This is a genomic window from Gammaproteobacteria bacterium (genome assembly GCA_009838035.1).
Lineage (GTDB): Bacteria > Pseudomonadota > Gammaproteobacteria > Steroidobacterales > Foliamicaceae > Foliamicus.
In genome coordinates this window covers 103143-128652 of sequence record VXSK01000004.1, presented here as the reverse complement: position 1 = coordinate 128652, position 25510 = coordinate 103143, and the positions used below count along the sequence as shown (strand labels likewise).

Below are 25510 nucleotides of genomic sequence, written 5' to 3'. Positions count from 1 at the left end.
TGGCGCTATACGGCTCTTCTCAGGTACAGGGGCTGCGCTTGCTCCGGGGCCGTTATTCGGCCTTCGGCGTAGTCTCTCTGCGCCAGACGAAGCACCGCGCCTGCGCGTGGAAGGGCGCGACCCTCCAGTTGTTGTATCCGACTGGCGTTTGAAGCGTGCAAGGCCTCGTTCTCGGACCAGACCCTGCCGGCGGCGATGAATCGCCCGGATCCCGGCAAACGGGACTGGGCCGCCGGCGCAAGTCGATCGTCGGCCTCGGCCGATACAAGGCCGGACTCGCCGATCCGGTACCAGCCCAGGTACAGCTGGTCGCGCCCTGCCGGCAGAGCAGGCGCAATCCAAGTGCCTGCCGGTGCGCGGTCGCAAGCATCCTGAGCCAGGGCGGCGAGGCTGGAAACCGCGCACAATCGGATGCCCAGACCGGTTGCCAGTCCCTGGGCCGCGGCCGCCGCAACGCGCAGCCCGGTGAACGCGCCCGGCCCGCGCCCGAAAGCGATGCAATCGAGTTCCTCAAGCGACAGACCGACCTGGTCCAGAACCTCATCGATCGTTTCATACAGGACAGCCGCGATGCTGGCGCCAACGGGCACAGACGTCTCGAAATGCCGATCTCCGTTGCTTGCGGCGACCGACGAGGGGCGCACGCCCGTCTCCAGCGCCAGGCAGCGAAAGCCGCTCATGCCGCTTCCCGGCGCGGCTCGCCGGCAACTCGGGTCATGAAGCGCAGTGCCTCGCCGGGATCGCGGGTCAGCGGCATCGGCGGAAGGCTGGCGAGAAAGCGGCTGCCATAGCCCCTGGTCAGCAGGCGCTGATCGCAGATCATCACGACGCCCTTGTCGCTTTCGCCGCGCACCAGCCTGCCTACGCCCTGCTTCAGCGCAAGCACCGCCTCGGGCAACGATATCTCGTTGAACGGGTCGCCGCCGCGCGCCCGGACGGCCTGCTGACGGGCCCGGTACACGGGGTTTCCGGGCGCCTCGAACGGCAGCCGGTCAATGACCACGAGTATCAGGTCCCGGCCGCGCACGTCCACGCCCTGCCAGAAACTTCGTGTACCCAGGAGGATGCTGTCCTTGCGGCTCCTGAATTCCTCCAGCAGCAGGCTGCGCGGCCTGCCCGCGCCCTGGGCCACGAACCGGTCCCTCCATACGGGATCATCGCCGAGCACATCCCGCGCCTCGTCCAGCGCCCGGTAACTTGTAAACAGGAAGAACGCCCGGCCGCCGGCGGCGGCCGCCAGCGGCAGGGCCGCCTCCAGTATCGCCTCGGTGAACCCTTCCGCCGTGCGCCCGGGCACCGGAACGGCCTGCGGAACATACAGCAGGGTGTTGCGCCGATAGTCGTAGGGACTCGACACCAGCAGTTCGCGAGCGTCCTCGAATCCAAGGCGCCGCGCAAAGTGCGTGAAATCGCCATCGATGCTCAGCGTAGCCGAGGAAAAGATCCACGATGCCTCGGACTCATCCACCAGGCGCTGGAAATCCCCGGAGATGTCCACCGGCGTCAGATTCAGGGTGACCTGGGTGCGCGTGGTGCGGATCCAGCCGGCGCGAAAGTTCCCGGGCACGGCCGGGTCCGCGTCGAAATCGGCATCCGGGTAGGCGTAGTCCGCGTATTCGAACTCGGGGTCCCGGCGCAGTTCATCCAGGGCTCCGGACATGTACGCGAGGCGGTCGCGCATGTCCCGCAGGCCTGCGGTGGCCAGAACCAGGGCGTCCTCTTCCTCTTCGGCGGCGTCCTCGCAACATTCGATCAACTGGTCCATCGCGAATTCAAGCATCTCGATCTCGCGGCGAAGCATTTCCGGCGCCCAGTCGCTCTCTCCCGGTTCCCGCGGGCAGGCCAGGCGCAGATCGCGCACGGCGTTACGCAGCGCATCGTGCTCCTCTTCCACTTCCGCCCAGACGCCCGCGGCCAGCGCCTCGCGCTGCACGTCGCCCAGGGCATCCAGGATTTGTCCGGTGCCCAGGCTCGACGCAAGGCTTTCACGCGCCACCTCCGGCAACGCGTGGGCTTCGTCCACAATCAGACAGTCGAACTTCGGCAGCAATCCATCCGCGCCGGCCGCCTTGAGTTGCAGATCGGCCATCAGCACGTGGTGATTCACTACAACGATCTGTGCCTGCACGGCCTGTTCCCGGGCACGAAAAACGTGGCAGGACTCGAAATCCGGGCATTCCTTGCCCAAGCAGTTTTCGCGCGTGGAGGTAACCCTTCTCAGGATCGGCGCATTCTCGGGCACGCCTTCGCAGCGGGCCAGGTCCCCCGAAACGGTGTGTCCGGCCCAGGCCTGGACGCTTTCCAGGTCAAGGCGCTCCCTGCCGTCGAGCTCGCCCGGTTTGTCGGCGGCCAGTGCGAGACGGTAGCGGCACAGGTAGTTGGCGCGGCCCTTCAACATGCGCACCCTGACCGGCCGCCCCAGCGCCTCGCCCACCTGCGGCAGGTCGCGCAGGAACAACTGGTCCTGGAGGTTGCGGGAATAGGTGGAGATGACCGCGCGGCGCCCCGCCAGCAAGGCCGGAACGAGATAGGCCAGTGTCTTCCCTGCGCCCGCTCCGGCCTCGGCGATCAGGCAGCCGCCGTCGGCCAGCGTCTCGGCTACGGCCAGCGCCATCTCCTGCTGACCCTCGCGCGCGACAAAACTCTCGATCGCGGACGACAGCGGACCGTTCGGAGCGAATGCTTCCAGCACCCGGTCGGCGGTATTACTGATTTCGCCCTCCCCTGCCTCCATGGAGTACTTGCGATGTTCGCTGGCGCCTTAGGGCCCGATGTTAACGGGCCCTAATACTCCACGGAAGGAGCCGGTGGCAGCTCTTCCTCGGCGTCGCCGGGCTGCAGGTCGCGAAAGCGCATGCAGGCGCTTTCGAAGTACACCTCGCATTCGCCGGTGGGCCCGTTGCGCTGCTTGGCCACGTGCAGAACGCGCTTGTTGACGTGGTAGAGATCCTGTTTCTCCTGGCTCTCCGGCAATGTCACAAACGCAACGACATCGGCATCCTGCTCGATTGCCCCAGAATCGCGCAGGTCGGAAAGTTGCACGCGCCGATCCGGGCGTCGTTCCACCTCGCGATTCAACTGCGACAGGACCACGACGGGCACGTCCAGTTCGCGCGCCAAGGCCTTGAGGGACTTGGAAATGGCGCCAAGCTCTATGGCCCGGTTGACGTCGCGCCGTTCGGTGGGCGACGCATCGATCAGTTGCAGGTAGTCCACCAGGACCAGGCCCAGCCTGCGGCCGGCGCGCGACTCGGACCGCGATACCCGCCTGGCCCGCGAGCGGATCCGGTCGGGAGTCAGCAACTGGGAATCGTCGATCAAAAGCGGCGCTTCCTTCAGCATGTTCAGCGCGCTGTTGACCTTGCTCCAGTTACGCCCGATCTTCCCGATGCGAAGATCCGCATGGTCGATTTCCCCCAGCGAGGAAAGCAGCCGCAGCGCGATCTGCTTCTTGGGCATCTCAAGGCTGAACAGCAGGGCCGATACCGGCTTCTGGCTCAATACGGCCGATTGCGCGATCGTCAGGGCCAGGGACGTCTTGCCCAGTGATGGACGCCCGGCCAGTATGACCAGGTCGCCATTCTGAAGGCCGGCCGTCAGGTTGTCGAAATCGGTCAGCCCCGTGGCCACGCCGGTCACCGCCTCGCCGCTTTTCTCCCGCTCGCGCAGCCAGTTGACCAGTTCGGCGCGAAACGCCTCGCCCATGCCCAGGTCGTCGAGGTCGCCCTTGTAACTCTGCTCGTTGATCTGGAAGATTTCCCGCTCCGCTTCCTCCAGAAGTTCCTCGGCTTCCCTGCCGCCGGTCTTCAGCACCCGCCCGGTAATCCGCCTCCCCGCCCGCGCCAGCTGGCGCAGTATCGACATGTCGCGAACGATCCGGGCGTAGGTCTCGACGTTGGCCGCACTGGGCGTGCCGATCAGCAGATTCCCGACATATCCGGCGCCGCCGGCGTCGTCCAGTTGTTCGCGCGAGCGGAGATGCTCGCATACGGTCAGGTTGTCGCAGTGTTTGCCGCCGTTGATGAGGTCGCTTATCGCGCCGAAAATCAGGCGGTGGTCGTCGCGGGAGAAATCGCCGCCCGCCAGCAGATCCGCCACCTCATCCCAGGTATCGTTCTCCAGCATCAGGCCGCCAAGCAGGGCACGCTCGGCGTCAACCGAAGAGGGAAGAAGATCGCCGTTCTCAGCCATCTCCGGCGGAATCATCGGCCAGAACCTGCGGCTCGGCCCCGGCGGTTTCTTCAACCTCCTCATCGGCCGTCGATTCCGACTCCCGAACTTCCCCGGCCGTGTCCGTGGCGGCGTCCGCGGCCGTCGGCAACGTATCTTCCGTTTCCGCATCCTCGTCCTCGTCCGCGGGCAGCGGCTCGGCCCCCGGCAACACTTCCGTCTCGCCCGCCTGTCCGACCACGCGGATCGTGGCCTCCTGCTGCACGTCGGCATGCAGCTTGAGCGTAACGGGATGCTCGCCCAGTTCCTTGATCGGACCGTCGGGCATCTGCACTTCCGAGCGCGACACTTCCACGCCGGCTTCCTCGAAACCGGCGGAAATCTCCGCGGGACCGACCGAACCGTACAGCTTGCCCACCGGGCCGGCGTTGGCGACGATGGTGAGCGGCAGAACCGCCTGCACCTGCGCCGCCCGGGCCGTGGTGGCGGCCATGCGTTCCCTTTCCATCGCCATCAATTCGGAGCGCCGCTCTTCGAACGCGGCGATCTGCTCTTCAGTGGCGGGCGCCGCCTTGCCCTGCGGCAGCAGGTAGTTGCGCCCGTATCCCGCGCGCACGTCCACGATGTCCCCGATTCCGCCGAGGCTCTCGACTGTTTCCAGGAGAATGATCCGCATGACGGCCTTACTTCTGCTGGTCAGTGTAAGGCAGCAGGGCGAGATAGCGGGCCCGCTTCACGGCAAGCGCGAGCTGCCTCTGGTATTTCGCGGAGGTTCCGGTGGTACGGGCGGGAATGATCTTGCCCGTCTCGGTCACGAACTGCCGAAGCAGCCCCACGTCCTTGTAGTCGATCTCCTTGATCCCCTCGGCCGTGAACTTGCAGTAGCGGCGACGGCGGTTGTAGCGGTTCATTCCTTCTCCTCCTTCGGGGCCTCGTCGCCCCCGGCGGCGGCATCGTCGGCTGGCGCATCGCCTTCCCCGGTTTCGTCATCGGTCTGGCTGTCCGCTTCCACGGCGGGCTCATCGGCGGAAGCGTCCGGCGCGTCCTCCTCTGCAGTATCGGCTTCATCCGCGGCTTGCTCGTCTTCCACCGCCGGGTCCGGCTCGTCCGACGCATCAGCGGACTCGTCTTGAGATTCCGGCGCCGGATCGCCTTCCGGAGCCGCATCGTCCGTCCCGGTGGCTTCGGCTTCCGGCGCGTCCTCGGGCGCGGTCGCATCCTCGGCAGCCGGCGCGTCCTCGGAAGCCGATGCGTCCTCGGAAGCCGACTCGTCTTCGGCGGCTGCCTTCGCCTTGTCTTCCGACTCGCCGGCTTCCTCGCGCTTCGCGCGGCGTCCATGTGCGAGTTCCTTGTCGTACGGAAACTCGCGGTTTTCACGCGCCGCCTCCTTCTCGGCCGCCCTGGCCAGAACCGACTTGTCGGTGACCGCCTCTTCGCGGCGCACAACCAGGTGGCGCAGGACCGCGTCGCTGAAGTGCAACGCGCCCACCAGCTCGTCCAGAGTGTCCTGCCCGCACTCTACGTTCAGCAGCATGTAGTGCGCCTTTTGCACCTTGGCGATGGGATAGGCCAGCATGCGCCTTCCCAGGTCCTCGTTGCGATGAACCTGGCCCTGGCCGCCTTCAATGATGCCCACGTAACGATCCATCATTACGCGGGCCCGCTCACTCTGATCCGGATGGATCAGAAGCATGATTTCGTAGTGTCGCAATGCAACTCCTCAATGGTCTTCGGCCGCCCGCCGGCGCGGTGCGGCTAAGGAGAAAACGCAGGCCGAAGCCTGCAGCGTGGGGGAGGGATTATACGGGAACGATCAGCCGGCGAGCAGGTCGAGGTCGAGGTGCCCCCGATCCTCGTCCACCCGGGCAACGCGCACCAGCACCCGCTGACCCAGGGTAAAACCGTGCAGGCCCTGGCCGCCCCGCCTGCCGCGGGCGCGGGCGCGGCCGTGCCGGGCCGGTAGGCGCCAGCGCGGTATCAATCCTTTCATGCCGACCTCCGGCACCTGCACGAACAGTCCCTTGCCGCTTGCATGCGACACGACGGCATCGAGGGTGTCGCCGAGACAGCCGGACAGATAGCGCAGCTTGTAGGCCTTTACCGCCGCTCGCATTGCTTTCTCCGCCAGGCGTTCCTTTTCCGAGCAGGCCGAACCCGTTTGCGCCAGCTCGTTGCCGCGCAGCGGCGCTGCCTCGCCCCGGCCGCCGTCGATCAGGTGCTTGATCGCGCGGTGCGTCAGCAGGTCCGGATAGCGGCGAATCGGCGAAGTGAAATGCGTGTAGGACTTCAGCGCCAGGCCGTAGTGACCGATGTTGGCCGGCTGGTAACAGGCCTGCTGCATGCACTTGAGCGTAGCCACGGCGATCGCTTCGTAGGCAGGCTGGCCTCGAAGCGCCCGCAGCGCCTGGTTGATCTCATCGGGATTGCGCGCGGCCGCCTCGGAGAGCGAATGCCCGGCCCCGGCGAACAGGTGCCGCAGTTCCTCGAAACCATCAGCGTCGGGAGGCGAATGCACGCGGTACAGCGCGGGCATCCGTGCCCGGCCCAGGAATCGGGCGGTGGCGACGTTGGCGGTGATCATCAGTTCCTCGATCACTCTGTGGGCGTTGTAGCGCTCGACCTGCTCCATCGAACGCACTTCGCCGTCCGGTCCCAGCCGGACCCGGGTTTCCGGCAGGTCCACCTCCAGCGCACCGCGGCGGCGGCGGCCAACGGCGAGCAGGCGCCAGACCGCGTATAGCCGTTCCACCGGTTCCAGCAGAGCGCCCAGCTCGCGCCGGGCCTTCGCGTCGCCTGCCTCGATCGCGCTGTGCACGCCCGAATACGTGAGCCTGGAGGCCGACCGCATTACTGCGCGGAAGAACCGCCAGGCCTTGAGGCGTCCGCGGGCATCGAGACGCATTTCGCAGGCCAGGCAGAGCCGATCCACGCCGGGCTTGAGGGAACACAGATCGTTGGAAAGCACTTCGGGCAGCATCGGCAACACCGAGCCCGGGAAATACACCGACACGCCGCGCCGGGCGGCCTCCCGGTCCAGGGGGTCCGCCGGGCGCACGTAATGCGAAACGTCCGCTATCGCCACAATGACGCGCCAGCCGTCGCCGGCGGGCTCGGCGAGAACGGCGTCGTCGAAATCGCGCGCGTTGGCGCCGTCGATGGTCACCAGCGGCAGCTCCCGCAGGTCTTCCCGCTCTCCGGAGGATGGAGGACGCGCGGCGATTCTTCCGGCATGCCTTCGCACGCGCTCGGACCAGAACGCCCGAAGTCCCGCTTCGGAGATTACGCTTTGTTCAATCGCGGTCGGCATATTCGTAAACCGGGGAGATCATTGACATATGGAGCGGTAAAACGCAAAATTCCGGCCTGTTCCAATCGCCTTGGCGCCCCGGCGGCAGGTAACCGCGCCGGGTTCGCAAGGCAACATCGTGCCGAGGTGGCGGAATTGGCAGACGCGCTGGCTTCAGGTGCCAGTGGGGGTAACCCCGTGGAGGTTCGAGTCCTCTTCTCGGCACCAATCCGCAGGGACCCGCAACGCAGATGAGCAAGACCGAACTTGAATTGGCGCAAGCCTGCGCCCGGCTCATGTGGGCCAACGATCGCGCGTCGAAGGAAATGGGCCTGGAACTCGGCGAAGTCACCCCGGGCGAGGCCTGCGTGCACCTCACCGTCAGGCCCGACATGCTCAACGGCCACGGGGTGTGTCATGGTGGACTGATATTCGCCATGGCCGACACGGCCTTCGCTTTCGCCTGCAACAGCCTGAACCGGCAGGCAACAGCCATGCATTGCTCCATTTCGTTCATCGAGAAAGTGAGTGCCGGAGCCCGCCTTACCGCGCATGCGTCCGGCCGGGCCCGATACGGCCGCAACGGCATCTTCGACGTGACCGTGACGGATGATCAAGGCGCGAAGGTGGCGGAGTTTCGGGGCTACAGCCGAACGATCGGAGGCGAGTGGGTCAGCGAGAGCTGAACCGGTGCCGGATCCGCCTCACGAATCGAAGGGATGACGGCGCACGATCGTTTCCTCGCGCGCCGGTCCGGTTGACACGATGCAGGCATCGAGGCCCACCAGGGCTTCCAGCTTCCCGATGTAGGCGCGGGCGCCGTCGGGCAGGTCTTCCCAGCGGGAGACGCCGCGGGTGCGGCCGCTCCATCCGTCCATCTGCTCGTAGCGTGGTTCGCACTCCGCGTACCGGTTCATGAGCGCCGGGCGCGTATCGATCGCTCGTCCTTCCATTCGGTATCCGGTGCAGATCCGCAGCGGATTCACTCCGTCCAGGACGTCCAGCTTGGTGACGCAAAGACTGTCGATCGAGCCCCTCTGTGCGGCCGAACGCACCGCCACGGCGTCGAACCAGCCGCAGCGGCGCGGGCGACCGGTGGTCGCGCCCCATTCCGCGCCCTCGCGGGCCAGACGCTCGCCCACCTCGTCGTGCAATTCGGTAGGGAAAGGCCCTTCGCCAACCCGTGTGGTGTAGGCCTTCACGACCCCCACGACCTCCCTGAGTTGCGCGAGACGGGCGCCGGTGCCGGCCAGGGCCCCGGCAGCCACGGTGCTTGAGGACGTCACATACGGATACGTGCCGTGGTCGATGTCCAGCATCGCTCCCTGGGCGCCTTCGAAGAGCACCGCCCTGCCCTCGGCGTTCAGCCTTTCCAGGCGGCCGGCAACGTCGACAACCAGGGGGCTCAATTCCTCGGCCAGCGCGAGCCATTCCTCAGCTACGCGGTGGGCGTCCACCGTTTCCGCCCCGTAGTATTTCTCCAGCATGAAATTGTGCAGGTCCAGGGCCGCCCCCAGCCGCCGCCGGAACGCGTCCGGAGCAAACAGTTCGCCGGCCCGAACCGCCCTGCGCGCCGCCTTGTCCTCGTACGCCGGGCCGATGCCGCGTCCGGTCGTCCCTATCCGCCCCCGGCCGGCGTGGCGTTCGCGCGCCTGGTCCAGCGCAATATGCGAGGGAAGAATGAGCGGGCAGTCCGGACTCACGAACAGCCGGCCGGCCGGATCCACGCCGCGCTCCCGGATGGACGCAAGCTCCCTGAAGAGCTGCGGCAGATACAGGGCCACGCCGTTCCCGATCAGGCATTCCACGCGGGGGTTCAGGATGCCGCTGGGCAGCAGGTGCAGCACCAGCGTATCACCATCGTGAATGACCGTGTGCCCGGCGTTGTGGCCGCCCTGAAAGCGAACGACGGCGTCGCAACGGCCGGCAATCAGGTCCACCACCTTGCCCTTGCCCTCGTCGCCCCACTGGGCGCCGATCAGGACAACGCCGCGGGCGGAAGTTGATGCGTCAGGCATTAACGTGCGAGTCCGAGGGCGGGACGCCCCCGCCACGGAACCTGGCGGGCGGAGCTATTACCTGCTTTCCGACCGGTTCAGGTAGCGGAAGAAATCACTCTCGCTGTCCAGCACCAGCAGGTCGCCCTCGGCGCCAAAGGCGTTGCGGTAGGCGTTGATTCTCCGGTAGAACGAGTAGAACTCACGGTCCTTGTTGTAGGCGTTGGCGTAGGTTTCCGCCGCGTTCGCGTCGCCTTCGCCGCGCAGGATCTCGGCTTCCCTGTAGGCACTGGAGATGATCACGGTCTTCTGCCTGTCCGCGTCGGCGCGAATCTGTTCGGCCATCTCCGCACCCTCGGCACGCAATTCCGAGGCCACGCGGGCCCGTTCCTGGCGCATCCGCTGGAAAACCGATTCGCTGACCTCGTCACGGAACTCGATGCGTTTCACCCGCACGTCAACAACTTCGATACCGAACTCGCTCGCCGCACGCCGGGCGTTGGTCAGCATCTCGAACATCAGTTCACGGCGTTCCGCCGACACCACTTCGGGAACGGTGCGCTTGGCGAACTCGGCGCGGATGTCGTCCTTGATGATTTCAAGCAGTCTCTGCTGGGCGCGGGATTCGGTCAGCAAATCGGTATAGAACTGGCGCACATCGGAAATCCGCCACTTGACGAAGAAATCAACGATCAGGTTTTTCTTCTCCTCCGTCAGAAAAGCTTCCTGCGGACTGTTGATCGTAAGGATCTGATTCGAGAATTTCTGCACGTTGTTGACAAAGGGGAACTTGAAATGCAGGCCCGGCGCGTAATCCGTCTCCACGATCTCTCCGAACCGGAAACGTATCGCGTGCTCGCGCTGGTCCACCGAAAACACAGTGCCCCACACAGTAACAACGGCCAATATCGTCAAGGCAATCCAACCACTTGGTTTCATGATCCCGGTCCTCCGCGGCGACGCCGCGCTTCATCCCTTTCCGTTACCCGAGAACTCCCGTCGGTCGACGCAGTCGGCGACTGTTCCGAGCCCGCCCCGCGCCTGATGAGTTGATCCAGCGGCAGGTAAAGCAGGTTGCCGCTGCCCTCGGCATCCATCAGTACTTTGCTGGAGTCCCCGTAAAGTTCCTCCAGCGCTTCGATATACAGGCGATCCCGCGTCACTTCCGGCGCCTTCTGGTACTCCGTGAGAAGCTTCTCGAAGCGCTGCGCCTCGCCTTCGGCGTTCGCAATCACCTCGGCCTTGTACGCCTCGGCATCCTGAATCCGGCGGGCGGCTTCTCCGCGGGCCCTGGGCACGACATCATTGGCGTAGGCCTCCGCCTCGAAGGCCAGCCGCTCCTTATCCTCGCGCGCCTTGATCGCGTCCTGCACGGCCGCTTCGACCTGCTGGGGGTAGTTGGCGTCGCGCAGGTTCACCTGGGTAACGCCGATGCCGGCTCCGTAATCGTCCAGGGTCTGCTGAATCAAATCCTCGGTGCGCTGGGCGATGTCGCTGCGGCCTTCTCCCAGAATATAGTCCATCTGGTTTTTGCCGATGATCTCGCGGATGGCGCTTTCGCTGACATCGCCCAGTGTTTCCTCGGCCACGCGAACGTTAAACAGGAAGTCCTCGGGCTGGGTACGCTGGTACTGCACCACAAGATCGACTTCGACGATGTTCTCGTCGGCCGTCAGCATGCGGGTCTTCTGGCTGAAGTTGTTGACTTCGGCCACGTTGATTTTTTCCACGCTCTCGATGGGCCACGGGACGTGCCAGCGCAGGCCGGCCCCTGTGGTCCTGGCGTGTTCGCCGAACCGCAGCACAACCGCGCGCTCGGCCTCATCGACCCGATAGAGGCCGAAGAGGGACCACAGGCCAATAATGATTGCCAGCGCCCATATCAGCGTGCCGCGATAAGACCGTTTGCCTCCGCCGCCGAGTCCGCCGAAGAGCTTTTTCAGCGTATCGCGGACGACATCTTCCAGGTCGGGTTGCTGGCGGCCGCCCCGATTCCATGAACCGTTACCACCGCCCGGTTCGTTCCAAGCCATATCAGATTTTCCGTGTTGTGCTCGTCAATAAGCGCCTAGGTCGCACCGATGTCCTCGCGGCTGGCCAGTTTTTCGTAAGCTCGGCGAGTCATTTCCAAATCCAGTGTCCAACCTCCGCCGGGCAACAGTCGTTCGCGGAGTACGCGGCCGCGGCGATAGAGCAATGCCCGGAGCCTTCCCTGACCGGCGTTTAGCCGAACCGTGCGGCGCAGCCGCCCCGCCGACAAACGCTGTGCAACCTTTGCAAGCAACTCTTCAACGCCGGCGCCGCAGAGCGCCGAGATCCAGGCCGCGCCGCAGTCGCCATCGACCGCTTGCAACCCACCGGGAATTATATCCGCCTTATTGAATACGCGGAGCAGCGGCGTGTCGCCCGCTCCGATTTCTTCCAGCACCCGTTCGACCTCGTCGATCCGCTCCACCTGGTCGGACGCGGAAGCGTCTATCACGTGCAGGATCAGGTCGGCGGAGGCGATCTCCTCCAGGGTGGAGTTGAACGCCGCGATCAGCTCGTGCGGCAGATCGCGGATAAAGCCGACGGTGTCGGAAAGCAGGACTTCCGGGCCGTGCGGGAGCGAAATCCGGCGTATCGTGGGATCGAGGGTATCGAAGGGCCGGTCATGGGCGGTAACCGTGGCGCCGGCCAGTCGATTGAAGAGCGTGGACTTGCCGACGTTGGTGTATCCGGCCAGGGAAACGAGGGCGGAATCGGAACGCTTGCGGCGGGCCCTTCCCAGGCGCCGGCGCGCCATGACGCCGTCGAGCTGGATTTCCAGGCGCCGGATTCGCTGGGACACCAGGCGGCGGTCGGTCTCCAGCTGGGTTTCGCCGGGGCCGCGCAGTCCGATACCGCCCTTTTGTCGCTCAAGGTGGGTCCAGCCGCCCACGAGGCGCGTTGACAGGTGCCGGAGCTGGGCGAGTTCCACCTGCAGCTTGCCTTCCCGGCTGCGCGCCCGCAGCGCGAAAATATCGAGGATCAGGCTGGTGCGGTCCACCACCGGGCAGTTGAACGTGCGCTGGAGGTTTCGCTCCTGCGAGGGACTTAGCGCGAAGTCCACGAGCAGCAGCGAAGGCGCTAGTTCCGCGCACCTGAGCCGGAGTTCTTCGAGCTTGCCGCTGCGGATCAGGGTGCGCGGATCGGGCCGGCGCAGTTGTGCGGTAACGGTGTCCGCGACCTCGGCGCCGGCCGAAGCGGCCAGCGACTCGAATTCCAGCCTTCGGGCGTCATCGCCCGCGGGCACCAGCAGGACGGCCCTCTGGTCAGGCAGGTTTTCGATCAAACGACCAAGGCCCTACGCCTGCTCCTCGCGCAGAATGCTGTCCAGGTCCTGCTGGCGAACGGGGACGATGGCGGATATGGCGTGCTTGTACACGATCTGGCTCACGCCATTGTGCAGCAGGATCACGAACATATCAAAGCCTCCAATCACGCCCTTGAGCTTGATTCCGTTGACCAGGAACACGTAAACGCGCGCCCGGCTTCGGCGAAGTGCGTTCAGGAACCGGTTCTGCAGGTCTTGGCGGGTTTCCATAGGAGGCTCCTTGGCGGACTCCCGACGCCCGGCTCGCGAGCCGCGGCCTTCGGGGCATTGTTTTGCTGGTCAAGGCAAGAATGATGCAAGGCCCGCGCTGCGCCAATATCGAAATTCGGCGTTTTTGACGAGTTTTTCCGCATCGCGCCATCGGTTCCCGGTTGCCTCTCATTTGCAATCTTCCCTGGGTGTGGCCAGCCCTTCACCAATTTGCCAGTGCGAGTGGATTTCGTTTTCCACCTGCGCGGCGCATCGGGGGTTTTCCGCGACGAGGCGGATGATGTCCCGCTCGGCCCGCAACCAGGTCAACTGGCGCCTGCCCAGCGCCTTGGTAGCCCGGATTCCGCGCACTCTCGCCTCGTCCAGCGAAAACTGCCCGTTGAGATGCTCCAGCAACTGCCGATAGCCTGCAATCCGCGTGGCCGGCAGTCCGGGATCGAGATTGAGCGCCTGCAAGGCCCGCGCTTCATCCAGCCAGCCCCTCTTCATCATGTCGTCGAAACGCTCCTCGATACGCCGGCGCCACGCGCCGCGGTCTTCGGGAATCAGCGCGAATTTCAGATAGCCCGGCGACGCTGCTCCGGAAGCGTCAAGCCAGAGTTCGCTGATCGGCCGCCCCGTCAGCCGCAGCACTTCCAGCGCCCGCTCGATACGGGCGGCGTCGTTGGGCGCGATGCGGGCGGCGGCCGCGGGGTCAAGCTGCTTCAGCTGCTCATGCAGGGCCGGCCAGCCCTCCCGCGCGGCACGTTCCTGAGTCGCCCTTCGCAGCGCGGCGTCGGCGCCGGGTAAATCCGCAAGACCCTGTTCCAGGGCCCGGAAATACAGCATCGTGCCGCCCGCCAGCACCGGCACCTGTCCAAGTTCTCGCGCCCGCGCGATCTCCCGGTGGGCGTCTTCCGCAAAACGAGCGGCCGAATAGCGCTCATCCGGTGAGCACAGATCCACCAGGTGATGCGGAGCAATGCGCCGCTCTTCCACACCCGGCTTGGCCGTGCCGATATCCAGCCCCCGGTAAACGCAGGCCGAGTCCACGCTGATCACCCTGAGCGGCAGCCGCGCCGCCAATTCCACCACGAGCCGCGTCTTGCCCACACAGGTGGGCCCCTTCAAGAGCACCGCCTCCACCGGCTTTCCCGTTACTGGCCGCGCAGGAAAATGCGGTCCAGTTCCTGAATGCGGAAGGCCCGCCAGGTCGGCCGCCCGTGGTTGCACTGGTCCGCGCGCGGCGTCTTTTCCATGTCGCGCAGCAGCGCGTTCATTTCCTCAAGCGTGAGCCGCCGGTTGGCCCGCACCGAAGTATGGCAGGCCATCGTCGCGAGGATATGGTGAATTCGTCCCGTGAGTTCTTCGGCCGAGTCCTCGGTCTCGGCTTCCTGGCGCGCCTGCGCTCCCGACAGCAGGTCGCGCAGCATGGCTTCCGTATCTCCTCCGGCCAGCAGCGCCGGGACTTCCCGAACCGCCAGCGTTTCCGGTCCCACCTGGTCCACCACGAAACCCAGCCTTTTCCAGGTTTCGCGCTGCCGCGTGGCCGTGTCCATGTCCTCGCGGCCGACCCTCAGGCGAACGGGCTCCAGCAAGAGCTGCGAGCCCAGGCCCTGGTCGTCGAGCTGTGCCTTCATCCGCTCGTAGACCACCCGCTCGTGCGCCGCATGCGCGTCCACGATGATCAGGCCCTCGCTGTTCTCGGCGAGGATGTAGATACCCGCCAGTTGGGCCAGCGCGTATCCCAGGGGCGGCATTTCCCCTTCGGACTCCCCGGGCCTGGGTTCACGCACGGGCGCGTGGGCCGGGCCGGGACCCAGGGGGAGCGGCGAGGCACCCAGCAGCGTAGCCAGCGCACCGGCGCCGCCCGGTCCGCCACCCGGGCGCTCCGCCGGACCGCCAAAACCAGCCACGCCTGGCCCGTCCTCCGTCGCGTCTTCCCCGGTCGCCTGGCCGGGCCGGGTGCCCGCCAGAACGGCCTCCAGCGTGCGCCGGACCACGTCATGGACCTTCCGCCCTTCGCGGAAGCGCACTTCGAGCTTGGCGGGATGCGCATTGACGTCCACCAGCGCGGGATCCATTTCCAGATACAACAGCCACGCCGGGTGACGGCCGTGAAACATCACGTCCGCATAAGCCTGGCGCACGGCGTGGGCCACCGTACGATCGAAAATCCCCCGCCCGTTCAGGAACAGATGCTGCATGTCGCCCTGGCTGCGGGAGTATTTCGGGCGCGCCAGCCACCCGCGCAGGTGTATTCCCTGGCGCTGTTCCTCGAAGTAAAGGGCGTGTTCGATGAATTGCGGGCCCAGCAGTTTCGCAATCCGCTCCTCCTCCTGCTCGCGGGTTTGCGCGGACGGAAGGTCGTAGCTCAGGCGGCCGTCCTTTTCGTAGCGCACGCCGGTGGAGTAACGGCTCAGCGCCATTCGCAGCAGGGCCCTGTCGATATGCCTCGTTTCGGTGACAGGTTTGCGCAGGAAACTGCGCCGCGCCGGCGTGTTGTAGAACAGGTCGCGCACTTCGACGGTCGTGCCCTGCGGGTGCGCCGCCGGGCGCGGCCCAGCGGTGCTTCCGCCGGAACTGCTCACGGTCCAGCCGCTACGCTCGCCGGCGAGCTGCGAAGTCAGGGTGAGCCTCGCCACGGCGGCGATGCTCGGCAGCGCCTCGCCGCGAAATCCCAGCGTGGCGACGGTGCGCAGGTCTTCCAGGCTGGCAATCTTGCTGGTGGCGTGGCGCGTAAGCGCTACCGCCAGCTCATCCGCGGCGATACCCACGCCGTCATCGCGAACACGGCACAGCCGCGAACCGCCCTTCTCGATCTGCACGACGATCCGTCGCGCGCCCGCGTCCAGGCTGTTTTCCACCAGTTCCTTGACCACCGAGGCCGGGCGTTCCACGACCTCCCCCGCGGCGATCTGGTTGACCAGATGGTCCGGCAGCAGTTGAATCGTCATCGCATGGCCGCGAACACCTTGCGCGTGTTCAGCGGCTTCCCCTCCAGGTAGAAATCAATCGCCGTTTTCAAAAGCCGGCTCGCGGCGCGGCGTGTGTCGCGGCTGCCCCAGTCCCCGCGCGCTATGCCCAGAAGCTCGGCGCCGGAAAAATTCATCGCCTCGCCGGTCCGCGCGCCGTTCGGCAGGGCCTCGGCGCCCTGTTCCATACGATAGCAATAGGCTGCCCCGGGGGCCAGGTCCCGGCCCTCGATGTCGTGTCGAAGGTTCAGCCCGAAGCCCAGCGAAGCCAAAAGGTCCAGCTCGAAGCGCCGAAGAACCGGCTCCATCGGCCCGGCCGCGCTCAAGTCGCCCAGCGCCTGCGAGTAGTGGTCGAACAATTCCGGGTGCGGGTCTTCGCGCCGGGTAAGGCGCAACACGAGTTCGTTCAGATACATCGCGGCAAGAAGCGTTTCCCCGCCCGGCGGGGCCGATGCGGCATGCTGCGGGGCACTCTCCGCGGCGGTCAGCGTTGCGAGCTCCCCCCTGCCGGTCCACGACAGCAGCAGCAGCCGAAAAGGCCGCGCGGCCAGCGCCAGCGAGGAACGCGGCCTGCGACCGCCCCGCGCGACCAGGCCCATACGGCCGAATTCCCTTGAGAAGGCCTCCACGATCAGGCTCGTCTCACGAAACGGACGGCTGTGAAGAACCCACGATTCCGCCAGTTCCACGCGCCGGACCGTGTTCATCGACAGTACCGGGGATTGTTGAACCAGTTCTTGCGTACACGCACCTGCGCGCGCAAATGGAACGGGCGCTTGAAGATGCGCTGGAGTTCCATGCGCGCCTGGCGGCCCGCCGCTTTCAGCCGCAAGCCTCCGCGGCCGATCACGATGCCGCGCTGCGAGGCGCGGTTGACGCGCACCTCGAGCTCCGCGACCACCGCCCTTCCGCGCGTATCCAGCGACGTTACGGCCACATCCAGATCGTACGGGACCTCGCGATGCGTATTCAGGGTCAGTTTCTCGCGCAGCATCTCGGCGATACGAAAGCTCAGGTCACGGTCCGTTACCGCTTCGGGCGGATACAGCGGATCGCCCTCGGGCAGGTATTGCGCCACGACCTCACCCAGGCGGTCCAGGTTGTCCCCGTGCAATGCCGAGATCGGCACGATCTGGGCAAACTCGCCTCTTTCGGCGCACTCCCTGAGAAAGGGAAAGAGCTCTTCGCGGCTCTTCAGGCGATCGATCTTGTTGACGACCAGTATGCACGTCAGGCCCGACTTCCTTATTTCCTCCAGGACCCGCTTGTCGCCCGCCAGCCACCGGCCGGCCTCGACCATCATGAGGACGACGTCGGCGCCGGCTACCGAACCCAGCGCGGCGCGGTTCATGCTGCGCGACAGCAACCGGGCGCCGGGCGCGTGCAGCCCGGGCGTGTCCACCAGCACGAGCTGGGAATCGTCCGTATGGCGCACGCCGGTAATCGCGTGCCGGGTAGTTTGCGGCTTCCGCGTCTCGATGCTGACCTTTTCCTTCAGCAGGCGGTTCAGCAGCGTGGACTTGCCCACGTTGGGCCGGCCGAGAATGGGCGCCAGCCCGGCGCGGAAACTCATGGCGACTCGCCGACGGCGGCCAGCACGGACGCCGCCGCCTCGACTTCCGACGCCTGTATCGTGCGCCCCTCGCCTTCGGCGCTCAGGGACAGTTCCGGCACCTTGCACACGGAGCGGAAGGACGGCGCCTGGGGATCGTCGCGGGAACCGGCCAGGCGGTATTCCGGCGGATTGAATCCCCGCCCCTGCAGATACTCCTGGAGCAGGCTCTTGGCGTCGCGCGGCAAGTCCGCGACGGACTTCAGCCGCTGGGCAAACAGCCTCTCGAACACGGCCGCCGCCGGCTTTATGCCTCCGTCCAGCCAGACCGCGGCAAACACCGCCTCCAGAGCATCGGCAAGCATCGCTTCGTGCGCCGGTCCGTCCGGCGCCAGGTCCGCGCCCTTGTAACGCAGGTGTTTTGCGAGATTCACTTCCCCGGCGACGGAAGCCAGCGTGGCCCGCTGCACCAGGCGCTGGCGCAACTGGGTCAGTCCACCCTCCAGGGCTTTCTGGTGGCGCTTGTAGAGGTAATCCGAAGCGACCAGTTCCAGCACGGCGTCGCCAAGATACTCGAGGCGGCGGTTGTTATGTTCGTCGGCGCTGGGATGGGTCAGCGCCTGCTTCAGTAAATCGAGACGGGCAAAGTCATGCCCTAGCGCACGGCCGGCCCACCGGGAGAGCTGCCGGCCGCCGGTCAATTGATCGCGTCGCCGATCCGGCCCCATTCGGGCATGCTGCCAAACTCCCAATTGAACCAAATGCGCTCGGCGCGGCCTACAAGGCGATCGTCCGGAATAAAGCCGACTCCCTGGTAACGGCTGTCCCTGCTGTTGTCCCGGTTGTCCCCCATAACGAAGTAATGCCCCTCGGGAACCGTGAACGTGCCTTCCCTGCTGATCCGCCCGGGCATGAAATGGACGTCATGACTGGCCTGACCCAGAACCTCCACCGCCTTGCGCACGGAGTACGGCGCCGAAGGGTTCAGTGGAACGGGCTCGCTCAGCTCGACGGGCTCGCCGTTGATGCGAAGCCGCTTGCCGCGATACTCGACGACGTCCCCGGGCAGCCCGACCATGCGCTTGATGAAGTTGGCCCGCGGGTCGGTGGGCAGCTTGAACACCACGACGTCTCCACGTTCCGGCGTTCCCAACTCGACAACGGTGGTGTTGGTGACCGGCAAACGAAGTCCGTACGCGAACTTGTTGACGAAAATGAAATCGCCGATTTCAAGGGTCGGCTGCATCGAGCCCGACGGAATGCGGTAGGGCTCGTACAGGAAGGAGCGAATGCAGAGCACCACCAGGAGTACCGGGAGAAAGGCCGCGGCGTATTCGAAAATCTTCGACTTGGGCGGCAGTTCTCCGCCCTCCCCGGCAGCGCGCCTGGCGCGCGGTGTCAGGATGAAGCGGTCGAGCGCCCACAGCACCAGCGCCAGGCCCGTAATTCCAACCAGCCAGATTTCCATAGGCCCGCGATTTTACCCGCCTTGGGGGAATCTCGTTGTTCCTGCTTCCTCGCCCTTTGTTCGTCCCCCTCCTCGTCGGAGACGCCATCCTGGCTCGATTCTCGCTGTCCTGCTCCAACGCTCCCACGAGGAGGGGGACGAACAAAGGGCTTGGCCCGGAGTAGTCAGCGCTATGGATTTCGCAGCCGAACCTGTAACAGCCGCCAGTCCCGTTCGCCGAGCATTGCGGGAGTCAGCCATACCCGCACCGCTGAATTCCGGCGCCGCCCGGCAGCGACGCGGCGCAACGTAAGTCCGACCAGGCGGCGCGAAACGAAACCACGCCGATGCAGCAATTCGGCCTTGTCCATTTCGCCGGTATCCAGCACCAGTCGCCAGTCGCCCGGCGGCGTAAGCCAGACGGCTTCGATTCCGGGCGCAATCGCTCCTCGCCGGGCGCGACGCCATTCCAGTGCGGCTCCCACGCAGACACTCAGGGCCACGACAATACGGAGCCAGAACGGCAGGTCGGCGATCAGCACCGCGACAACGGCAAGCAGAAGTCCGGTTGCGAGCGCCGGGGCGGCCCAGGCCGGCCGGGCCGAGCGGATCTCAACCGTGACGGCGAATCCGCTCAATCACGCGCGCCTGCTGTGGCGACTCGGGCGCCAGCCGCCCGGTCAGCAGGTCCTCCAGTTCCGGATCGCTGCGCTCAAGCAGCGCTTCGAAGCCCGCCCGCTCCGCGGCGCCGGATTGCTCGTAGCGATCGTTCAGGTAGCGCTCAAGCAGCAGGTCCAACTCCCGCCGCCCGCGGCGGCAACGCCATCGCAGTCTGGCCGCCCGGCTCATGAGCGGTCCGTCAGGCGCGACGCTCCAGCAGCCTTTTCTTGGTCTCCGCGATGGCCCGCGCCGGGTTGAGGTCCTTGGGGCAGGCCTCGGTGCAGTTCATGATCGTGTGGCAGCGGTACAGCTTGAACGGATCTTCGAGCTGGTCCAGCCGCTCGCCGGCGGCCTCGTCGCGGCTGTCCTCCAGCCAGCGATAAGCGGCTAGAAGCGCGGCGGGACCCAGATAGCGGTCGCCGTTCCACCAATAGCTGGGGCAACTGGTCGAACAGCAGGCGCACAGGATGCAGGCGGCGGGCGTGTTGATCTTCTCCTGATCGCCGCGCGACTGCAGCCGCTCGCGGTCCGGCGGAGGAGGCGTCTTGGTCTTGAGCCACGGTTCGACCGACGCGTACTGAGCGTAGAAATGAGTCAGATCGGGCACCAGGTCCTTGACCACCGGCAGGTGCGGCAGCGGATAGACCGCCACGTCCCCCTTGAGTTCGCTGACCGCCTGGGTGCACGCCAGGGTGTTGATTCCATTGATGTTCATGGCGCAGGAACCGCAGATGCCCTCGCGGCAGGAGCGGCGGAAGGTCAGCGTGGAATCGACCTCGTCCTTGATGTGGATCAGCGCGTCCAGCACCATCGGGGCGCAGTTGTTCATGTCCACGTCGTAGCTGTCCACCCGCGGGTTCCCCCCTGAATCCGGATCGTAGCGATAGACCTTGAACCGGCGGATACGGCGCTCGCTGTTGGCCGCGGAGCCATCGGACAGCGCGTAGTGCCGTCCGCGCCTTACCCGGGAGTTCTTGGGCAGCAGGAATTGCGCCATGCGGGGGGTCCTGTGTGTTTCAGTCAGCCGGCAGGGCCGGGTTCCGGAAATGTTAGCAAAAACAGCGGGCGGATGCCTTGAATGGTACTGCTACACTCGTTCGAATAGCCGCAAGCGCGGAACAGTTCCGCGCATTCGATACCGGGAGGTTTCCCATGCTTACCTTCGAAAGATTGCCCTCACCCCCGGGACGCCTGGCCGCACTCTCACTTGCGTTCGGACTTGCCTTGGCCGCGTGCCAGCCGGATTCCGAAGCGCCTGCCGTCGAGGCCGTCGAGGCCGACGTGGACGCGTACCAGGCAATCGACTGGTACGAAGGCACCGTAGAGGAGGCTTTCGCCGAGGCCGAGCGCTCGGCCAAACCGCTTTTTCTCTATTGGGGCGCGGTCTGGTGCCCACCCTGCAACCTGATGAAGAGCACATTGTTCCAGCAGCCGGAATTCATTGCCACGACGCGCGATTTCGTGGCCGTTTACCTGGACGGCGACACGCAGCGCGCGCAAGTCTGGGGCGAGAAGCACGATGCGGTGGGCTACCCCACCGTGATCGTGTTCGATTCTCAGGGAAAACAGTTGACCCGGCTGCCCGGCACACTGACCGCCGAATCCTTCATGGCGGCGCTGGACGACGCCCGTTCCGACCTGGCGCCGGTGACCGAGCTTGTGCAGGTCGCGCTGAATAGCGACCGGGCCCTGACGGACGCCGAATACCGGAGGCTCGCTTACCACTCCTGGTACCAGGACAAGAGAACGCTGGCGCCGGAGCAATACCTGGCGCTGTTCGAACGGCTCGCCGGCCAAGCCCCGCAGGACGACCCCGTGCTGGCGCGGCGCGTGCATTCGCTGCGACTGTCCGAAGCAGCCAGTTCCGGCGATGCCGCAATGAGCGCTGAACGATATTCCGAACTCATGTTCGTGCTGGGTGCGGAAGAACCCGATCTGGACAACCTGATGATGTTTTCCGGCAGGCTTGCCGGCGTTTTCGACGCGCTGGAGGTGGATTCCGCGCAGCAGGAGGAACTGCGCCAGGCGTTCGGCAGCGCGATAGAGACGACGCTGGCCAGTCCCACGGGCAACAAGTCCGCGCCGATATTCTCCCTGGGAATCCTGCTGGAGTTGGAGCGGCTCGATAACGCCGAAGCCCCGCCATCGCCACAATTGCTTGAGAGGATTGTGGCTGCGGCCCGGGAGGCGGATACGGCCGCCGAGAGCCAGCAAGAGCGTCAGAGCCTGATCTACTACACCTATGGCCTGCTGAGCAATGCCGGCGAATATGAACGCGCGCGCATCCTGCTGGAAAAGGAACTGGAGATTTCCGAGGAGCCGTACTACTTCATGTATCCGCTGGCGACGCTCAGTCACAAGGCGGGCGATATCCAAGGTGCGGTGCGCTGGATGGAGCGTTACTACCGCGAGTCATACGGCCCCGCCACGCGCCTGCAGCACGGCGTAAATTACGTTCGGCGCATGATGGAATGGATGCCCGAGGACTCGGAAACCATACTGAGCGTGTCGCAGGAGGTACTAGCCGAAATGCACGGCCAACCGGACGCGCTCGCGAACCGCAACCTGCGATCGTTCGGCTGGCTGGTCGACGCACTGGAGACCTGGCGCGCAGAACACCACGCGGGCCTTTCGCTGGCCGCTCTGGATGACGGAGTCGCCACGATCTGCGCCGAGCATGCGGCAGAGGACTCGGTGAGCGCCTGCGTTGCCATGCAGCAACGCCTGAACGACTCGACGCCAGGGATGTAGCTGCCTAGCCGCCCGATTCGGAGTCGTACGGCAAGCCCCGCGGTTGCGGAGCGTCATCCGACGCTTTCGTATCCGGCGTTTCCCGCCGCTCGATGTCCTGAACGGTGATGCTCCTGATCCTGCCGGTGGCGGGATCCAGTCGAACCTCGCCGGTGATGAGGACATCCTCAAGCATGTTGGCCAGTACCATTTCCTTGCGCTCCTCGTCCACCAGGCACTCGATCGGCTCGCCGTCAATCGGATGGATTCGGCACCGGGCCTCCTTTCCGGTGAAATCGACCATGAGCAGGCGACCCTCGATCTTGCGGATATTGACGCTGGGCCGCGTCAGGCGCTCACGGATGCGCTCCAGCACGTCCGGGTCCAGCGCCGACCGGACCGTTCCCGAACTGTCGTTCAACGTGAATTTGATGGTCTCGACGCCCTGACCCAGCAACACCCCGGCATCCCGCCAGGCCCTGAGCACGCCGGGATCGATCCCGTTCGGCAAGGCCTCGGCCGGATCGCTGCTTCTGATCTCGCGCAGGCCGCCGATCGCGCTATGGATTACCTTGAGGCCAAAATCCATTTCCGGGAAGGACGTATTTTCGAGGCGGCGTTCAAGCCCGAGGCTTACTGAATCGCCTTCCCCGTCAAACGTGACCAGTTCGAACTCCAGTTCCGACCTGAGGTCCTGCGGCGGCTGACCCGGGCGGACGCTCCTCGCCTCCCCGCGCAATACCCGCCCGGTCCGCTGCACCACCTTGCGCCAACTGTCCAGGAAACTGGCAAGGTGGGCCACCGGAAGCCTGCCACGCTCGATCGCCTGACCCCGAAAACGTATCTCCAGCAGCCGCATCCGGCTAGTATAGGGTGGTATTGCCGCACTGCAGGGGGAAGGCATGAAACGGAGAACATTTGTCAAGGGAACGCTAGCTCTGACCGCGCTGAGCACCGCGCCCTGGCGCCTGCGCGCCGCCGAAAACGGGCAAAAACCGGTCATCGCCCTGTTCGGCGCCACGGCCCGGTCCGGGCGCGAAATCATTCGCCAGGCCCTTCAACGGGGCCACACCATCAAGGGATTCGCGCGCACGCCCTCCAAGCTCGGCGTCGAGCATGAGAACCTGACGCTGTTCAAGGGCGACATCTATGAGCGCGACACCATCGACCCCGTGCTGGAGGGACACGAAGTGGTGGTGTCCATGATCGGCGTGCCCGCACCCGAAGATCCCGCCGCCGAGATCGGACCCGTCGACATCTACACGGTGATGGGCGAGCACCTCATCTCCGCCATGCAGGAGAAGGGCAACACCCGGCTCATCATGGCGAGCTCGACCGGCGTCGAGCACCGCATGGACGTAAACGCAACCCGGCCGCCGCCGGGTGACTTGTCCGAAAGGTGGAAGTGGCTTGCCCGCCATCTCTACGACGACATGTGGAAGATGGAGGAAATGATCGCTAACAGCGGCCTGGATTACATGCTGTTGCGGCCCGGCTTCATGGTGGAGGAACCGGCGCGCCACGACATGAAGTTCAACACCACCGGCGATACGCCCGGTGCGCGCGTAATTACCTATGAGGACTTCGCCACCTTCATCCTCGATAACCTGGATGGCGGCGAATACTGGAACATGGCTCTGGGCATGTACTCGGACACCATCATGGACCCGGCGGCGGAAATCGAGAAGCACCTCGCCAGGCAAAAGGCTGAACAAGAGGCCGCTCAGGCAAAGGGAGGCAACAATGAAATCGACGACTAAATTGGCGGCAAGCCTTGCGGGAGTGACCCTGTTGGCCGCGTTTGTAAGCGAGAGTGTGGGCAACGAAGAAGAATACGAAAAGCTCTACGGCCAGTTCTATGAGCACGACAACCCCTACGCCGAAGTGATCGCCCGCTCGGAGGAACACTTCGAAAACATGAACGTCGAGGGCGCCATCCTCAGCCTGGACGACGATTTCACGATGTACGAGATCAACGACGAGGGCGCCGAGGAGATGGTGCGCGGCATCGAACAGGTGCGCGCGGCCTTGAGCGGCGTGTTCGGCTCCGGAACCTGGCTCGGGGCCAATGTCTACAAGTGGGGGCTCACCGACAACACACTGGTGCAGATCGAGGAGGACTTCTACCGCACGGAAGACGGCGGCACGCGTTCCGTCAAGTCCCTGGTGGTGGTCGAGTACCGCGACGGCAGGCGCTGGCGCGAATGGCGCTTCAAACCCGTGGACAAGTAATCATTCGATCAGACCATGATTACTCCGGCACCATGGATCCAGCATGAACGAATTGACGTGACAGCATGAAGAAGAATGCCTGGAATTGGGTGACGACCATCGTCCTCGTGTTCGCTGGAGCAACGATTGCCAATGCCGGCTACGTGCTATGGCAAGAAGGAAATCTGGAACGAGGCGATTGGGGATGGTTCTTGGCGGGTCAGGTCGGCATGATCATAGTCAATCTCAGAAAAATATGGGATGACGCCCGCCGCGGCAGAAGGCCGCCAGAGTTCCCGGACCCACAATAGGACAAGGCCCGATAAAGGGGCGGTATGGACTAGCGACTCCGCTTTTTGGAGTTGCCAACTCCCGCGATGTGGAGGAAGTTGGCCAGCAGGGCGTGGCCGTGCTCGGATGCGATGCTCTCGGGGTGGAACTGAACGCCGAAGATGGGCTGTTCACGGTGCTTCATGCCCATGATGACGCCCTGATCGGTATCGGCGTTCACTTGAAGAGCTTCCGGTAGCGACTCGCGCTCAACCACCAGCGAGTGGTAGCGCGTGGCCTCGAATCCCTGCGGCAGGCCATCGAAGAGGCCGTCGCCGTCATGGTGGATCGCGCTGAGCTTACCGTGCATGAGCCTCGGCGCTCGTACGACTCGGCCGCCGAAGGCCTGCCCAATGGCCTGATGGCCCAGGCATACGCCGAGCAGCGGGACAGTATCGGCGGCCTTCTCCACCAGTTCGAGGCAAATGCCGGCGCTTTGCGGGTAGCCGGGTCCCGGTGACAGGACAATGCCCTGCGGTTGCAGAGCAAGCACCTCTTCCACGGAAATCGCGTCGTTACGAAACACGCGGCAGTCGGCGCCCAGCTCGCCCAGGTAGTGGACGAGGTTGTAGGTGAAGCTGTCGTAGTTGTCGATGATGACCAGCATT

Annotated in this window: 28 protein-coding genes and 1 tRNA gene; 6 read left to right on the top strand and 23 right to left on the bottom strand. The window is 65.2% G+C overall.

Going from position 1 to position 25510, the window contains the following annotated elements:
- Positions 1-5: 5 nt before the first annotated feature.
- From tsaB to F4Y72_04560, 7 genes are all read right to left on the bottom strand, one after another.
- A complete protein-coding gene (gene tsaB / locus F4Y72_04590; protein MXZ27564.1) occupies positions 6-680 on the bottom strand; it encodes a tRNA (adenosine(37)-N6)-threonylcarbamoyltransferase complex dimerization subunit type 1 TsaB in 675 nt (224 codons plus the stop codon).
- Positions 677-2734 (bottom strand): ATP-dependent DNA helicase, encoded by a 2058-nt coding sequence (locus F4Y72_04585; GenBank protein MXZ27563.1) that lies wholly within the window; start codon positions 2732-2734, stop codon positions 677-679. Before F4Y72_04585 ends, tsaB begins: the two co-directional genes overlap by 4 nt.
- A 50-nt stretch (positions 2735-2784) precedes the next feature.
- Positions 2785-4443 carry a replicative DNA helicase gene (gene dnaB, locus F4Y72_04580; protein ID MXZ27562.1) on the bottom strand — a complete coding sequence of 553 codons (1659 nt, stop codon included), beginning with the start codon at positions 4441-4443 and terminating at the stop codon, positions 2785-2787.
- Entirely contained in the window at positions 4184-4846 is a 663-nt protein-coding gene (gene rplI / locus F4Y72_04575) for a 50S ribosomal protein L9 (GenBank protein MXZ27561.1), read from the bottom strand. The genes dnaB and rplI overlap by 260 nt, the downstream gene beginning before the upstream one ends.
- A 7-nt stretch (positions 4847-4853) precedes the next feature.
- A complete protein-coding gene (gene rpsR / locus F4Y72_04570) occupies positions 4854-5081 on the bottom strand; it encodes a 30S ribosomal protein S18 (protein ID MXZ27560.1) in 228 nt (75 codons plus the stop codon).
- The gene (gene rpsF, locus F4Y72_04565) at positions 5078-5881 is read right to left on the bottom strand and encodes a 30S ribosomal protein S6 (GenBank protein MXZ27559.1); all 804 of its coding nucleotides are present in this window, start codon (positions 5879-5881) and stop codon (positions 5078-5080) included. Before rpsF ends, rpsR begins: the two co-directional genes overlap by 4 nt.
- A 102-nt stretch (positions 5882-5983) precedes the next feature.
- Positions 5984-7477: a VacB/RNase II family 3'-5' exoribonuclease gene (locus F4Y72_04560; protein MXZ27558.1), complete on the bottom strand. Its 1494-nt coding sequence runs from the start codon at positions 7475-7477 to the stop codon at positions 5984-5986.
- Positions 7478-7597: 120 nt separating this feature from the next.
- Between F4Y72_04560 and F4Y72_04555 the strand changes: the two genes are divergently transcribed.
- Both F4Y72_04555 and paaI read left to right on the top strand, forming a co-directional pair.
- Positions 7598-7684 (top strand) — tRNA-Leu (locus F4Y72_04555).
- A gap of 23 nt (positions 7685-7707) precedes the next feature.
- Positions 7708-8142, top strand: a complete 435-nt coding sequence (paaI, locus tag F4Y72_04550) for a hydroxyphenylacetyl-CoA thioesterase PaaI (protein ID MXZ27557.1) — start codon at positions 7708-7710, stop codon at positions 8140-8142.
- Between the two features lie 18 nt (positions 8143-8160).
- On the opposite strand, the gene F4Y72_04545 is transcribed toward paaI, so the two are convergent.
- The 14 genes from F4Y72_04545 to F4Y72_04480 all read right to left on the bottom strand — a co-directional run bounded on the left by F4Y72_04545 (position 8161) and on the right by F4Y72_04480 (position 20628).
- Positions 8161-9474, bottom strand: coding sequence for an adenylosuccinate synthase (locus F4Y72_04545; protein MXZ27556.1), 1314 nt, complete (start codon positions 9472-9474; stop codon positions 8161-8163).
- A gap of 57 nt (positions 9475-9531) precedes the next feature.
- Complete coding sequence (gene hflC, locus F4Y72_04540) at positions 9532-10392, bottom strand: protease modulator HflC (protein MXZ27555.1); 861 nt, start codon at positions 10390-10392, stop codon at positions 9532-9534.
- Positions 10389-11486, bottom strand: coding sequence for an FtsH protease activity modulator HflK (gene hflK / locus F4Y72_04535; protein ID MXZ27554.1), 1098 nt, complete (start codon positions 11484-11486; stop codon positions 10389-10391). The genes hflC and hflK overlap by 4 nt, the downstream gene beginning before the upstream one ends.
- 35 nt (positions 11487-11521) lie before the next feature.
- Positions 11522-12763 (bottom strand): GTPase HflX, encoded by a 1242-nt coding sequence (gene hflX / locus F4Y72_04530; protein MXZ27553.1) that lies wholly within the window; start codon positions 12761-12763, stop codon positions 11522-11524.
- Positions 12764-12778: 15 nt separating this feature from the next.
- Positions 12779-13018 (bottom strand): RNA chaperone Hfq, encoded by a 240-nt coding sequence (gene hfq / locus F4Y72_04525; GenBank protein ID MXZ27552.1) that lies wholly within the window; start codon positions 13016-13018, stop codon positions 12779-12781.
- 168 nt (positions 13019-13186) lie between these two features.
- Positions 13187-14143, bottom strand: coding sequence for a tRNA (adenosine(37)-N6)-dimethylallyltransferase MiaA (miaA, locus tag F4Y72_04520; GenBank protein MXZ27551.1), 957 nt, complete (start codon positions 14141-14143; stop codon positions 13187-13189).
- A gap of 11 nt (positions 14144-14154) precedes the next feature.
- Positions 14155-15954, bottom strand: coding sequence for a DNA mismatch repair endonuclease MutL (gene mutL, locus F4Y72_04515; GenBank protein MXZ27550.1), 1800 nt, complete (start codon positions 15952-15954; stop codon positions 14155-14157).
- Positions 15951-16679, bottom strand: a complete 729-nt coding sequence (gene recO / locus F4Y72_04510) for a DNA repair protein RecO (GenBank protein ID MXZ27549.1) — start codon at positions 16677-16679, stop codon at positions 15951-15953. Before recO ends, mutL begins: the two co-directional genes overlap by 4 nt.
- Positions 16676-17545: a GTPase Era gene (locus tag F4Y72_04505; GenBank protein ID MXZ27548.1), complete on the bottom strand. Its 870-nt coding sequence runs from the start codon at positions 17543-17545 to the stop codon at positions 16676-16678. The genes recO and F4Y72_04505 overlap by 4 nt, the downstream gene beginning before the upstream one ends.
- Positions 17542-18252 (bottom strand): ribonuclease III, encoded by a 711-nt coding sequence (gene rnc, locus F4Y72_04500; protein ID MXZ27547.1) that lies wholly within the window; start codon positions 18250-18252, stop codon positions 17542-17544. Before rnc ends, F4Y72_04505 begins: the two co-directional genes overlap by 4 nt.
- Positions 18222-18992, bottom strand: a complete 771-nt coding sequence (lepB, locus tag F4Y72_04495; GenBank protein MXZ27546.1) for a signal peptidase I — start codon at positions 18990-18992, stop codon at positions 18222-18224. Before lepB ends, rnc begins: the two co-directional genes overlap by 31 nt.
- Positions 18993-19162: 170 nt before the next feature.
- Positions 19163-19609 (bottom strand): hypothetical protein, encoded by a 447-nt coding sequence (locus F4Y72_04490; GenBank protein MXZ27545.1) that lies wholly within the window; start codon positions 19607-19609, stop codon positions 19163-19165.
- Positions 19584-19820, bottom strand: coding sequence for a succinate dehydrogenase assembly factor 2 (locus tag F4Y72_04485; GenBank protein ID MXZ27544.1), 237 nt, complete (start codon positions 19818-19820; stop codon positions 19584-19586). Before F4Y72_04485 ends, F4Y72_04490 begins: the two co-directional genes overlap by 26 nt.
- Before the next feature lie 10 nt (positions 19821-19830).
- The gene (locus F4Y72_04480) at positions 19831-20628 is read right to left on the bottom strand and encodes a succinate dehydrogenase iron-sulfur subunit (GenBank protein MXZ27543.1); all 798 of its coding nucleotides are present in this window, start codon (positions 20626-20628) and stop codon (positions 19831-19833) included.
- Positions 20629-20783: 155 nt separating this feature from the next.
- On the opposite strand from F4Y72_04480, the gene F4Y72_04475 reads away from it, so the two are divergent.
- Entirely contained in the window at positions 20784-22382 is a 1599-nt protein-coding gene (locus tag F4Y72_04475) for a thioredoxin family protein (GenBank protein MXZ27542.1), read from the top strand.
- A 4-nt stretch (positions 22383-22386) separates the two neighbouring features.
- On the opposite strand, the gene F4Y72_04470 is transcribed toward F4Y72_04475, so the two are convergent.
- Positions 22387-23220: a hypothetical protein gene (locus tag F4Y72_04470; GenBank protein ID MXZ27541.1), complete on the bottom strand. Its 834-nt coding sequence runs from the start codon at positions 23218-23220 to the stop codon at positions 22387-22389.
- A gap of 43 nt (positions 23221-23263) precedes the next feature.
- On the opposite strand from F4Y72_04470, the gene F4Y72_04465 reads away from it, so the two are divergent.
- The 3 genes from F4Y72_04465 (at position 23264) to F4Y72_04455 (ending at position 24883) form a co-directional block, all read left to right on the top strand.
- Positions 23264-24121 (top strand): NAD(P)H-binding protein, encoded by an 858-nt coding sequence (locus tag F4Y72_04465; protein MXZ27540.1) that lies wholly within the window; start codon positions 23264-23266, stop codon positions 24119-24121.
- On the top strand, positions 24105-24593 hold the full coding sequence (locus tag F4Y72_04460; protein ID MXZ27539.1) for a hypothetical protein: 489 nt from the start codon (positions 24105-24107) through the stop codon (positions 24591-24593). Before F4Y72_04465 ends, F4Y72_04460 begins: the two co-directional genes overlap by 17 nt.
- Positions 24594-24658: 65 nt before the next feature.
- Positions 24659-24883: a hypothetical protein gene (locus F4Y72_04455; GenBank protein ID MXZ27538.1), complete on the top strand. Its 225-nt coding sequence runs from the start codon at positions 24659-24661 to the stop codon at positions 24881-24883.
- A 29-nt stretch (positions 24884-24912) separates the two neighbouring features.
- Here F4Y72_04455 and F4Y72_04450 read toward each other — a convergent pair whose 3' ends face one another.
- Positions 24913-25509: an aminodeoxychorismate/anthranilate synthase component II gene (locus F4Y72_04450; GenBank protein MXZ27537.1), complete on the bottom strand. Its 597-nt coding sequence runs from the start codon at positions 25507-25509 to the stop codon at positions 24913-24915.
- Position 25510 lies beyond the last annotated feature (1 nt).